At 63.3% G+C, this 12,604-nt stretch carries 10 protein-coding genes; all 10 read right to left on the minus strand.

Annotation, left to right across the window (positions count from 1 at the left end; translation table 11 throughout):
* Complete coding sequence (locus tag NKI39_RS03200; RefSeq protein ID WP_352684659.1) at nt 1-801, minus strand: FadR/GntR family transcriptional regulator; 801 nt, start codon at nt 799-801, stop codon at nt 1-3.
* Between the two features lie 2 nt (nt 802-803).
* The gene (locus NKI39_RS03205) at nt 804-1,805 is read right to left on the minus strand and encodes an ABC transporter permease (RefSeq protein ID WP_352830654.1); all 1,002 of its coding nucleotides are present in this window, start codon (nt 1,803-1,805) and stop codon (nt 804-806) included.
* The gene (locus tag NKI39_RS03210) at nt 1,802-3,322 is read right to left on the minus strand and encodes a sugar ABC transporter ATP-binding protein (RefSeq protein WP_352830655.1); all 1,521 of its coding nucleotides are present in this window, start codon (nt 3,320-3,322) and stop codon (nt 1,802-1,804) included. The genes NKI39_RS03205 and NKI39_RS03210 overlap by 4 nt, the downstream gene beginning before the upstream one ends.
* Before the next feature lie 96 nt (nt 3,323-3,418).
* Nucleotides 3,419-4,402 carry a substrate-binding domain-containing protein gene (locus NKI39_RS03215; RefSeq protein ID WP_352470579.1) on the minus strand — a complete coding sequence of 328 codons (984 nt, stop codon included), beginning with the start codon at nt 4,400-4,402 and terminating at the stop codon, nt 3,419-3,421.
* A 30-nt stretch (nt 4,403-4,432) separates the two neighbouring features.
* Complete coding sequence (locus NKI39_RS03220) at nt 4,433-5,209, minus strand: SDR family oxidoreductase (protein ID WP_352830657.1); 777 nt, start codon at nt 5,207-5,209, stop codon at nt 4,433-4,435.
* Between the two features lie 5 nt (nt 5,210-5,214).
* Complete coding sequence (gene dgoD, locus NKI39_RS03225; RefSeq protein WP_352502557.1) at nt 5,215-6,387, minus strand: galactonate dehydratase; 1,173 nt, start codon at nt 6,385-6,387, stop codon at nt 5,215-5,217.
* 207 nt (nt 6,388-6,594) lie between these two features.
* Complete coding sequence (locus tag NKI39_RS03230) at nt 6,595-8,100, minus strand: aldehyde dehydrogenase family protein (RefSeq protein WP_352612512.1); 1,506 nt, start codon at nt 8,098-8,100, stop codon at nt 6,595-6,597.
* Nucleotides 8,097-8,585 (minus strand): (2Fe-2S)-binding protein, encoded by a 489-nt coding sequence (locus NKI39_RS03235; protein ID WP_352612510.1) that lies wholly within the window; start codon nt 8,583-8,585, stop codon nt 8,097-8,099. Before NKI39_RS03235 ends, NKI39_RS03230 begins: the two co-directional genes overlap by 4 nt.
* The gene (locus NKI39_RS03240; protein WP_352830659.1) at nt 8,557-11,727 is read right to left on the minus strand and encodes a molybdopterin cofactor-binding domain-containing protein; all 3,171 of its coding nucleotides are present in this window, start codon (nt 11,725-11,727) and stop codon (nt 8,557-8,559) included. Before NKI39_RS03240 ends, NKI39_RS03235 begins: the two co-directional genes overlap by 29 nt.
* Nucleotides 11,724-12,590, minus strand: a complete 867-nt coding sequence (locus NKI39_RS03245) for an aromatic ring-hydroxylating dioxygenase subunit alpha (RefSeq protein ID WP_352612505.1) — start codon at nt 12,588-12,590, stop codon at nt 11,724-11,726. Before NKI39_RS03245 ends, NKI39_RS03240 begins: the two co-directional genes overlap by 4 nt.
* Nucleotides 12,591-12,604: the final 14 nt, after the last annotated feature.

A 12,604-nucleotide genomic window follows, 5' to 3' on the forward strand; every position in this document is an offset into this window, starting at 1 on the left:
TCAGACGGTACTGGCCTTGGCAGCGGCGATCGGCTGTTGATGGCGGCCTTTGCGAGCCACTGCAAGAAGGTCGTTCGACGCGATCCCGATGAGCGCCTTCATCTGATCGTGTGCATCGTCGGCCCTCCGCATCCTGATTGCCTCCAGCACGTCGCCATGCGCGCTCAGCGTCTGCTGGTAATTAGCGGTGGCCGATGTGGTCAAGCGGAAGGAGAAGCTGAGGGCGGCCGCAAGCATATTGCCGAGATTGGCGAACACCGGGTTGCGGCTGGCACGCAGGATGGCCGTATGAAACCTGACGTCGGCATCGAGACACGCAGCGAGATCATCCTGCGGAGCAATGCGCATGGCTTCATAGGCCGCTTCGATGACCGCGAGATCGCCTGACGTCGCCATCTTGGCCGCAAGTTGGGCGGCAGCGGGTTCAATGACCAGCCGCGCCTCGATCAATCCTCGGACGAAATCGAGATCGGGCTCGATATCGCGCATCCATTCCAGAACCTGTGCATCCAGCCTGTTCCATTCGCTCGACACGCGCACACGCGTCCCGGCCCGCTTGCGCGCCTCGATCAATCCTTTCGCCGAAAGCGTCAGAAGAGCATCGCGAAGCGCGGTGCGGCTCGCCCCGTAGATAACGCAAAGCTCGGCTTCCGTCGGCAGGACGGAGTGCTGGGCGTAGGAGCCGGCGAGGATGCGCTGTCCGAGATCGCGTGCGATGCGATCCTTGAGCGATGACGTGGTGCCATCTGCGGCAGGAATGTCCTGCTTGCCTTGGCCAGTCGAAGCGATCGCCGCGTCCATCGTCATGTCCTGTTCAAGTGGTACTCGGCAATTACCACAGCAAGTATCAGCAGCGAGCCCTTGGCAAGCAACTGATAGAAGGTTGGCACGGACGTCAGTATCATTCCGTTGTTGAGGACGCCAATGATGGCGACGCCCAGCAGTGCGCCGACGATCGTGCCCTTGCCGCCCTGCAAGGCGCAGCCACCAAGAACGGCCGCTGTGATGGCCTCGAGTTCCAGGCCTTGGGATCCGGATACGGGCTGCCCGGAGCCGGTACGGGCAGCCAACAGAATCCCGGCCAATCCGGCCGCCACTCCACTCATGATGTAGATGCCGACGCGGTAGCGGTTGATGTCGATGCCGGAGAAGCGTGCGACAACGGGATTGCCGCCCAGGGCATAGATGTTGCGGCCAACGATCGAGCGGGCAAGGAAGAGATGGAACACGATCGCGGTCAGCAAGAGAATCCAGATCAGCAGAGGCAGGCCGAGGATTCGTCCGATCCCGATGAAGCGGAAAGTCTCGCTGAAAATCGCGATCGATTGCCCGTCGGACATGATGAACGCGATGCCGCGGAAGATCGCCATCGTACCGAGAGTCGCGATGACAGCGTTGACCCGCCCATAGGTGATGATGATGCCGTTCACGAGGCCGGCAAGACCGCCCAGGACCAGGCCGGCAAGAATGCCCGCGCCGGGTGATCCGGTGGCCTGGATGGCCATTGCCGTCGATACTGTGGTCAGACCGACAATTGCGCCGACGGCAATATCGAGCCCTCCGGCGACAATAACCACGGTCTGGCTCATCGCCAGAACGCCCAAGATGGTAATGCCTAGACCGATGTTCAGCAGGTTTCGGCTGGAGAAGAACACGTCGCCTCTCAGGGTGCCGAAAATGAGCACGAGAATGGCGAGAGCAACAAGAAGGCTTATGTTGTGAATGCCGATGCGCTCTGCGATGCGCAAGGAAGCGCGCCTTTTGCCGGTTTGCGTTGTTGCTGTCCTGAGCTCAAGGCTGTTCACTGAATTTGTCCTCCAAGCGATGCTGCAGATTGAGGCATGGCATGTCTCAGGATCGTGGCCTCGTCGATGTCAGGGCGGGAAAGTTCGGCCGTGATCCGGCCTCCAGCCATAACAAGCACCCTGTCGGCCAGCCCGATCAGTTCCGGCATTTCCGAGGAAATCAGGATTATGCCGATGCCGCTGGCGGCGAGTTCGTCGATCAGGCGATAGATTTCCGCCTTGGCGCCGATGTCGATGCCGCGGGTCGGCTCGTCGAGGATGAGAAGCATCGGCTGCCGCGCAAGCCAGCGCGCGAGAACGACCTTCTGTTGGTTGCCACCCGATAATTTCGAAACCTGTTCGTCGAGGTTAGGCGCCTTGATCGACATCTTTGCTGCAAGCGGTGAGACGATCTCCAGTGCCTTGCGCCGGTTGAAGAAGCCGAAGGTCGACGTTCTGTCGGGCACGCAAAGCGAGGCGTTATCAAGAATGCTTCGGAACAACAGCAGCGCCTCGTGCTTGCGGTCTTCTGGGGCAAAGCCGATGCCCGCCACGATCGCTGCATGCGGACTGTTGGGGCCAACGGGCACACCATTCATCGTTATGGTTCCGTCGAGGCGCCTATCATAGCCGACAATCGCCTTTGCCAGTTCGGATCGACCCGCACCCATAAGGCCGGCAATGCCGAGCACCTCGCCACGGCGGACCTTGAGGCTCACATCGGTGACGTGATCGGTGGTCAGGCCCGCCACCTCCAGCAACGGTTGCCCCGATTGCCACGTCTCGCGCGTAAACAGATCGGCTATGTCGCGGCCCACCATGAGCTTGGCTATGGTCTGCTCGCTGGCACCGGCAGCGGGGGAATCATCGACCAGCCGGCCGTCCCGCAACACGACAATGCGATCCGCAAGGTCGATGACCTCGTTCAGCCTGTGAGAGATGTAGACGATCGAAGTGCCCTCGCCGCGCAGCCGGCGAATTACTGAAAACAGACGGCGCGCTTCGTCGTCGGTCAGTGACGAGGTCGGCTCATCGAATGCGATCAGCCGGCCGCCGGCACGTATGGCGCGCATGATTTCGATCATCTGGCGCTGTGCCGGACCGAGTGTGCTGCAGAGTTGACGCGGCAGCATATCCTGCTGCATGCCGAAGGTCGCAAGCACCTTATCGGTCTGGTCCTCGAGCCTGTGCCAGTCGAGCAGGACGCCTGCCAGCCGCGGCAGTTCGCCGACGAAAATGTTCTCGGCCACGGTCAGGTTCGGAACGATCTCCGGCTCCTGATGGATGACGCGTATTCCGGCTCTGTGGCTGTCGCGCGGTTCGCTGAAAACGATCGGCGTGGAGCCATGCAGCACGGTGCCGGTGTCCGGTGCGAACACGCCCTCGAGAATTCGCATCATTGTCGACTTGCCGGCGCCATTCTCGCCAACCAGGGCAAGCACCTCTCCTGGCCGAAAGGCAATCGAGACATTGTCGAGCGCCTGCACGACGCCGAAGCGCTTCGATATCCTGTCGAGCGAGAAGAAATCCGATTGCATCAAAAGCTCACTCCCGAGGACCGATCCGTGTGCCCGTCGACGAACTGCCCGCCCAAAGAGCGTCATGCGCACTGCGGCGCATGACGCATATCTGGTTCAGTGGCAGAGCTTGGCTTTGTAGTCCGACGCAAAATTGTCGGCGGTGATGTATTCCGGGTCAGTGAAGGATTGAACGGGAAGCTTCGTTCCGTCCTTGATGGAGGCTAAGAGAATCTTCACCGCCAGCGCGCCATGATTTTCCGAATTGAGCCACATCGTACCACGGAACGCCGAGGGCTTTCCGGATCCGAAGGCATCGCAGGCGCGGCTACCGTCGATGCCGATCCCCATGCCCTGGTCTGCGGAATAGCCGGCATTCTCCAGTGCTCGCGCACCACCCAGCACGCCATCATCGTTGCATGAATAGAATATCCAGTTCGTGACGCTGGGATTGGCCGTCAGTGTGGTGGTCATCACGTCGATGGCGTTGACCATCGTGTTGTCGTAGGGGACGCGAACGATGTTGCCCGGCTTGAAATCGGGCACCGCCTTCAGGAACGCTTCTTCCGCGCCCTTGTTGCGCTGCATGCAGGTATCGGCCTTGCGGTCCTCGATCGAGGCGATGCGCACCTCTTTGCCCGCCCAGCCTTCAGCCTTGTAGAGCTTGGCAAGCTCTTCGCCCACCCGCGCACCGATATTGTAAGCATTCATGCCGACATAGGGGACCTGGGTGCCATCCTGGTAGTAGATATCGTCGTCCACCGCCACCAAGGGAATTTTTGCGGCCTTTGCTTTCTCCGCGATGACCGGTCCCAGCGCCTTGTCGGGGACAACGATGGCGATGCCTTTCACGCCATCGCCGACCATCGTATCGAAGGTCGTGATCGTCAAATTGGCGTCGAACTGAACGTCCTGCGACACGAACGCGGCCCCTGCCGCCTCAGCCGCTTTCTTGGCGCCGCCGACTTCGGCGACGAACCATGGGTGGTCTCCCATCTTGTTGATGTAGCCGATCTTGATGTCGTCTGCGCTTGCTGCGCCACTCATCAGTCCGGCAGCCAGTACCGCAAATGTCGCCAAAGCCTTTGTTGTGGTTTTCATGAAGATCCTCCCTGAGCTCAATGGTGGTTGCTAGTCGTGGTAGAGAACCGAGCGCCCACCATCGATGGTGATCGTCTCGGCATTTATGAACGGCGCTTCGTCCGAAGCGAGGAAAACCGCCGTCATTGCAACCTCGTCCGGCCGGCCAATTCGCTTGGGCGGATGGAGGTCGTAGGCTCGCCGCTTCTCCTCGGCGGGGTTCGGGAATGTGTTCCAGTAGGCTTCCGCGATCGGCGTCTCGATATAGCCGGGTGCTATCGCGTTCACCCGGATACCGCGTGCGGCATATTCGATGGCCAGCGAACGGGTCAGGCCCAAAAGTGCATGCTTGGCGACGGGATACGGAAACGCATGGGGAATGATCTGGAAGGCGTGACAGCTCGCCATGTTGACGATGGACCCCGAGCCCTTCGCCAGCATCGTCGGCAAAACCGCCTTGGCGCAGAACCACGCGGCCTGGAGGTCGAGCTTGAGGCAGCGCTCCCATTCCTCATCCGGCATCAGCAATGGTTCGTAGAAGACGTTGGCACCGGCATTGTTGACCAGAACGTCGACGCCGCCATAGGCCGTGATCGTGCGGGCGACCATGTCCGCGACCGCGGATGCGTCCGTGACATCCGTCTCGACGAACAATACGTCGGCGCCTCCGGCACGCAATTCGTCGGCGACCGCTTTGCCGCTTGCCGCATTCAGTTCGGCAATGACGGTCTTTGCCCCATGCATGGCAAAAGCCCGGGCGGTGGCGGCACCTATGCCTTGGCCGGCGCCCGTGACGATTGCGATCTTTCCTTGCAGCCGGCCTGCCATTGCATTCACCAGTCAACCACGGTGCCGTCCGGCATGACGGCATTGCGGGCATGCAGCACTTCCTGCTTGAAGGGGTGACGCGCGATGACGTCCTCATTGACGGTGACGCCAAGGCCCGGCAGATCGGGCAGGTCCCAGCGGCCTGGTTTACGCCGAATTGGCCAGGTAACGACGTCGTCGTACCAGGCGACGGCACCGGACATCTCCTCCTGAATGACGACGTTTGGCGTCGATATGCCGAAGTGAAGAGCAGCGACGCCAGCGATCGGACCGAGCGGGTTGTGCGGCGCAAGGCCGATGCCTGCCGTTTCCGCCATGGCCGCGATCTTCTTTGTCTCGAGCAGACCGCCAGTGTGGCAAATATCAGGCTGGGCAATGTTGAAGGCACGGGCTGCGATCGAGTGCGTGAATTCGCGACGCCCGATCAGCCGCTCGCCGGAAGCGATCGGCACGGCCGATCGCGCCGTGATATGCGCCAGTCCGGCAACATCTTCGGGTGGAACGGGCTCTTCTGCGAACATGATGCGGGCCGGCTCGATTGCTCTGAGGTAATCCATCGCAGCGTTAACGGATGCAGGGCGTCCATGGAAATCGACCATGATGTCGATGTCCGGACCTATGGCCTCGCGAAGTGAGCCAACCATGTTGGCGACAGAATCAACGGCTTTCGCAGGCGATAGGTAGTGGGTGTAGGGAATGCAGACGACCTTGACAGCGTCGTAGCCTGCCTGCGTCACGATGCGTCCGCGTTCCACGATCGCGTCCGCGGATCCGGTCTCATAGACCGCCTTCATGTCTCCGAGGCCGAGATGCGTGTAGGTGCGCAGATAGTCGCGAACCTGTCCGCCCAGAAGGCGCCAGACGGGGACTCCCAATGATTTGCCCAGGATGTCCCAGAGCGCGATCTCGATGCCGCTGACGGCAGACATTCCCTCGACGCCAAGACGCCAAAATCCGTGGCGCGTAAGTATCTGGTAGCACTGCTCCACGTTGCGCGGATCCTGCCCGATGAGCAGGGCCTCAAGGTCCTGAAGCGCCCCAACGACGGCTCGGGTCTTCCATTCCAGCGTTGCCTCACCCCAGCCAAACAGCCCGGGCTCGTCGGTTTCGACCCGGACGAAGACCCAGTTGCGCATTTCCGCATTGCAGACGCGCGCCTTGATGGCCGTGATTTTCATCGGTCCTCCCAGACCTGCCGCCTTTTTCGATGGCAATATGTATGATTTATTACGGATAATATGGACGAGTCAAGTGCAACGTCGATGTGGACCAGCGCCGCCAAGGAACTGGTCCTCAGGAGGATCCGAGCAATTTTTGATCAATCCTTGTCCGCCGATGGAAGGGCTGTCCGCCTCCGATCCGCGAACATCGCGGAAAAGGCGCGGCTAAATCACCGCGCAGACCGTTTTCGTCTCGAGATAGTTCTCCAGGCCCGGTGCGCCGTTCTCATAGCCCCAACCGGATTGCTTGTGGCCGCCCTTCGGCAGTTCCGGCGAGAAGTAGGAATGGCAATTGATCCAGACGGTGCCCGACCGGATACGTGCGGCAAGGCGATGCGCAGTGGATAGGTCGCGGGTCCAGACGCTTGCGGCGAGGCCGTAGGGCGAGTCGTTCGCAAGGCTTATCGCCTCCGCGACATCGTCGAACGGTGTCACGGCAACGACCGGGCCGAAGATTTCCTCGCGCATCATGCGCATGTCCGGGCGCACGCCGGTAACCACGGTCGGCTCGAAGAAGTTGTCGAAGCGCCGGCCGCCGGCGATGATCTCGGCGCCGCTGGAAGCACCATCGCCGACGTAGAAGGCGACGCGCGCAGCCTGGGTTCCGTTGACCAGCGGACCAAGGTCGGTATCCGGGCCAAGCCCGTGTCCGAGACGCAGCTTTCGCGCCTCTTCCGCCAGCCCCTCCGCCAGACGGTCGTAGATCGAGCGATGCGCATAGACACGCGAGCCGGCGACGCAGACCTGGCCGGCATTGGCGAAGATCCCCCGAGCCACTCCGGGGATTGCGAGCCCCATGTCCGCATCGGGCATGATGATGGCCGGCGACTTGCCGCCCAGCTCGAGCGTCAGCTTCTTCAGATTGCCGCGCGCTGCGGAGACGATCATCTTTCCGACTTCCGTCGAGCCGGTGAAGGCGACCTTATCGACATCGGGATCTGCAGCCAATGCTGCGCCCACGGTTTCACCGAGACCGGTCACGATATTGACGACGCCGTCCGGCAAGCCGGCTTCGATCATCAGTTCGCCGAGCCTGAGCGCGGTGAGCGACGTTTCCTCAGCTGGCTTGAGCACGATCGTACAGCCGGCGGCAAGCGCCGGGGCGAGCTTCATCGAGGCCATAAGCAGCGGCGAATTCCATGGCGTTATGGCAGCCACGACACCGATCGGCTCTCGCACCGTGTAGGCGAAAATCTTGCTGCCCACCGGTTGGTAGCTGATGGAGGTGGGGATGGTCGTGCCGAGGATTTTCGTGGCAAAACCGGCAAAATAGCGGAACTGCTCGGCCGAGGCGGGAATCTCGGCGAAGCGCGAGGTCTTCAGCGACTTTCCTTGGTCAAGCGTCTCGAGTTCTGCAAGCTCATCGGCATGGCGTTCAATCAGGTCGGCGATGCGCCATAGCAGCTTGCCGCGTGCCGACGGTGTCATGTCGCGCCAGCTCTCGCCTTCGAAAGCAGCACGCGCCGCAGCAACGGCGCGCCCGGCGTCATCGGCTGTGCCTTGCGCCAGCAGCGCGAGCGTGTCGCCATTCGCAGGATCGGTCGCGGGCAAGGTTGCGCCATCGCTGGCGTCGCACCAGCCGCCGCCGATCAGGTGCCGCATTCTGGGTTTGGCCAGGAACGCCTCGACGCCTGCGTGCCTGGCTGCACCGTTTCGAATGATGACCGTCATGTCCGTACCCCGCAAGCGAACGCCTCGACCGCCGCGAGGGCACCGCGGATGATGGAATGATAGCCGGTACAGCGGCAGATATTGCCTTCGAGCGCAGTGCGGATCTGAGACTCGTCTGGAGCCGGATTCTCCAGCAGCAGAGCGGTCAGCGCAACAGTGATGCCGGGTGCGCAGTAGCCGCACTGGAAAGCGTTTTCGGCCGCCAGAGCCTGGCGCAGGACAATGGCTTCGGGAAGGTCGTCGAAACCCTCCGGCGTGATGATGGTGGCCCCGTCGAGTTGCCACGACATGAGCAGACAGCCATTGACCGCGCGATCGTCCATCAGCACGGAACAAGCACCGCAGCGGCCGATGCCGCAAGCCATCTTGGCGGCAGTCATGCCGAAATGATCGCGCAGCAGGTCGATCAGGCGCAACTCGGCGGGCACGGCCAGCGCCTGGCGGCAGCCGTTTAGGTTAAAGGTAATCGCGATCTCGGCACTCACGCTGCACTCCTCTGCAGGGCGTCGAGTACCCATTCAGGATCGACCGGAGGCGCTCGGGCCAAGCCCCTGTGGCGTCCGCAATCGCGTTGACGACGGCTGGCGTCACGGCACCAATGCCAAGCTCACCAACTCCGCGCGGGCCGAACGGGTCGTCCTCGTCCAGATCCTCCAACGCGAAGGTCGCGAAGCTTTCCGGCGTGTCGGCAATGCCTGGCAGCATGTAGAAATCGAGGTTGCCGGCAAGATCCCGCCCATCCCGCATAGCCGCGTCCTCAGTGAGGGTGAAGCCCAGCCCCTGGACGCCGCCGCCTTCGATCTGGCCAAGATAGGCGGCAGCATCGAGCATCGGTCCGGCCGCGGTATGCTGATGGAGCTCGAGCACGCGTACCTGCCCAGTGATGCGGCTCACGGCAACGCGCGCCAGTGTCGCGCCGAAGGCGAAGATCAGGCGTGCATTGCCTTCCAGATAGTCCGATTTCGGAAACTCGAAGCTGACGGCAGCAGCTGGCAGCCGGTCGGGAGGCAACGCCTCGGCAAGCTCGGCGAAACTCAAGAGCAGTGACCCGCTGTTGGAATGTCGCTCGACGATACCGCCGGGTGCCAGCGCCAGCGTCCCGGCTTCGCGGCAAAGCAGCTGGCCCGCTGCTGCCAGCAGGTCGCGCGTAAAAGGTGGTGCGGCGACTGCTGCGACCCGCCAAACCACGTGAGTGCCGCGCGAGGCGGTGGAGGAGCCGGATTCGGGCGTCGCCGCCGTATCACCGGTGACCGGCCGGACATCGTCGCGGCCGCAGCCGAGCGCTCCGGCGACCGCGGCCTTCACCGAGGTGAGCAGGCCTTGTCCCATCTCGTCCAGGCCATAGAGCGCTTCGATCATGCCATCCGGAGCCAGGCGCAACGCGCCTCCGGCCGGGTCCGGCGGCAGCGTGCCTAGTCCATTGCCTTGATAGTTCATCGCCATCCCGACGCCGATCGTCTCAGAGCCGTCGAACGACGGACCACGCGGCTTGGCCCAGATCGGGTCAGCAGCGGCGGCTTGCAGCATCTCGGCCAGACGTTCGGACGGCGCGACCTGCTGGCCGAGATGGCCTCGCGTGCCAGGCTCGCGCAAATTGCGGCGCCGTATCTCGATAATGTCGATGTCGGCGGCTTCAGCCAGCCGGTCCAGCTGGCACTCTACCGCGAAGGCCATCTGGTTGGCACCGAAGCCACGAAACGCGCCGCAGACGCCGTTATTGGTATAGGCGAGCCTGCCCGAGCTGAGGACGTTGGGAACGACATATGGCCCGCAGGCGTGTTCGAGCGCCGTCTCAAGCACGCCCGGACCGAGCGACGCGTAGGCGCCGGCATCCGCGATCACATCCACCTGTTGGGCGAGCAGACGACCCTCGGCGTCGCAGGCGGTGCGCATATGGATGTGCATGGCATTGCGCTTGGTACCCGCGATGACGGATTCCGCCCGGTCGAGATGCAGCCGCACGGCGCGTCCGGTCTTCAGCGCCAGCAGGGCCAGGGCCGGCTGCACGGTCAGCTCGTCCTTGCCGCCGAAAGCGCCGCCAGTCGGGCTGGTGACCACCCGTATCCGCTCTTGCGGCATACCGAGGATGCGCGAGAGCTGCATGCGGTCGCGGCGGCCATGCTGCCCACCGGCAAAGACGTTCAGGGTACCATCCGTGCCGACGAAAGCGTAGCCGCCCTCCGTCTCCATAAAGCCGTGCATCTGGCTCGGCGTTTCGTAGACAGCCTCGACGATATGAGCTGCCTTGGCAAAAGCCGCGGCGGCATCGCCACGCGTGAACTCGAAGCTGCACTGCAGATTGCCTGAGGCGTGGACCGGCTCGGCCCCAGCGGCGAGTGCCTGTTGGGGATCGCTCACAATTGGCAGCGGCTCGTATTCGACGCTGACGAGAGCAAGCGCGCGTTCGGCCGTCCGTGTGTCAACAGCGGCAACGGCAGCAACAGCGTCGCCGAAATAGCGGACCTTGTCGAAGCACAGTGCCGGCTGATCCTGCACGACAATGCCGAAGGCATTGCTGCCGGCAATGTCGCGGTGCGTTACAACCGCCGCGACTCCTGGCAGCGCCTCGGCCGCGCTCGTATCGATGGAAACGATCCTTGCATGGGGAATGCCGGCACGCCGAATGCGCCCGACCAGCATGGCGGGCTCGCGACGGTCGGTCAGGTATTCGAGCCTGCCTGCGATTTTCGGTGCAACGTCCGGCCGCTGGTGCCAGCGTGCGCCGATCTCCGATCGCGACACGAGAATTTCGGCAGGTGGATTTCCGGACGGCACGGTCCGCCGGCGCGGCGAATGTGCTCCTTGGGACAACTTTCCGCCGAGCCCGAAGACCAGCGCATTCGCCACGACACTGCGCCGATAGCGGTCGGACCGCCATGCATCATCGATCGCCGGCGCCTCTTCGAGAATTGCGGCGTGCAGCTCGGCCCAATCGATCTCTTGGAGGCGCCGGCCGATGAGCAGCGCTTCGGCGTGACCGAGACGGGCTGCTTCCCCGCCGCCGCTGGCCGCGAGCCGCGCGATCGTGACACGATCGTCCGCCGTTTCGATCAACCCGGCGACACCGGCCACGCTTGGGGTGAAGGCGGCGCGCAGGCCGACTTTGCGATGGGTCCAGCGAGCGGCAGGCTGCGGTGGAACGATGACCGTCTCAATGAGGCCCGCTGACGGTGCGTCGGCCAACCATTGCGCGAGCGGCACGACGGCGTGCCCAGCCGGTGAGACGATCTCCAGCTTCGCATCGATCGCGAGCAGGGCCGGCAGAAGGCAACCCGTGCCCCCCGCGACGTTGCCGCCCAGCGTTGCGAGATTGCGGACGGCGGGTCCCGCCGTGGCGCGGACTGCGGCTGCGAGCAGAGGCAAAGTCTCGCCTATCGCCCGGTCACGCTCCAAGGCACCCAGGGTCGTCAGTGCGCCGATCCGAAACCCGTCGCCGGCCAGTTGGATGCCCTTCAGGCAGGCGATACGGCCGATGTCGATGAGGCGCCGCGGCTTTGGCAGGCCCTTCGCCCAGCCGAGCTGCAGCGCCGTGCCCCCGGCGACCAGTTGCGACGCGCCCTCGCCTGCCAATGACAGCGCCTCGGCAACGGAGGTCGGGCGAAGCACCTGGAGACCCGACTCGGTCATGTGGCTCTCGCGGTCGTGCCGAAACGGATGCCTTTTTCCTTCAGCCAGCGGCGGTAGGCGATGGAGGCGCTGTCGGCGCGGGTCGGGATTTCCATCCGCGGCTCGAGCGGAAGGCGCAGCGGCCGCTGGTTCTCCACGATGATCCGGTCTTGCAGGAAGATGACCTGTTCGAAGTTGAGCAACGCCGTCTGCGTCGAAGCCGAGTCGACGAGATACATGACCGGCTGGGCGCGGCAGCGGTCTTCCTCGATGGGCTGGATGAACAGCGCGATTGCGTCGAGCCGGTCCGGCGCCACGGGGCACACGCGATAGAGCATCACCACGAATGGGCTCGGCACGCGATAGGTCAGATGCACGAACGCGCCGGAGCTTTCCGTGGCGGCAATGCGCGGCTGGAAAAACGTGCAGTTGGTCGCCCAGACCTCGTCTACTTCGCGACGTATCTCGCTCAGATAGGCGGGTACTTCCGTGTGCGGCTCCGAGCCGAGAATGTCGGTATGCACGAAGGGGAAATGCGCCATGTCGAGGAAGTTCTCCACGACACGCAAACCCGACGCCCGCATCGTCACCCAGCCGCAGGGCACGTAGCGGCGGTCGGGTTCCGATGCCTCGGCGATCTCGAAGATTTCCTTCCCGGGCAGGCCCAGCGTCGTCCAGACGCAGCCGTAGCGCTGCCGGACCGGCAGCGCGGGGCCGCGGTTGCCGTCGTCCAGGACCTCCCGAACCGTGATTTCGCCCGTGATGTCACGGACCAGTTCGATGTCCTGGCCGAGCAGCCGCGTATGGCTCGGCGCGCCATCCAGGTCGGCGACCGTCTCCACCGCGTACCAATCGTCCAGTGCCGCCCTGTCCGTCGTCTTCATGACCGGGGCTCGCC

The sequence above is a fragment of the Mesorhizobium sp. M0664 genome (assembly GCF_040320565.1).
Taxonomy (GTDB): domain Bacteria; phylum Pseudomonadota; class Alphaproteobacteria; order Rhizobiales; family Rhizobiaceae; genus Mesorhizobium.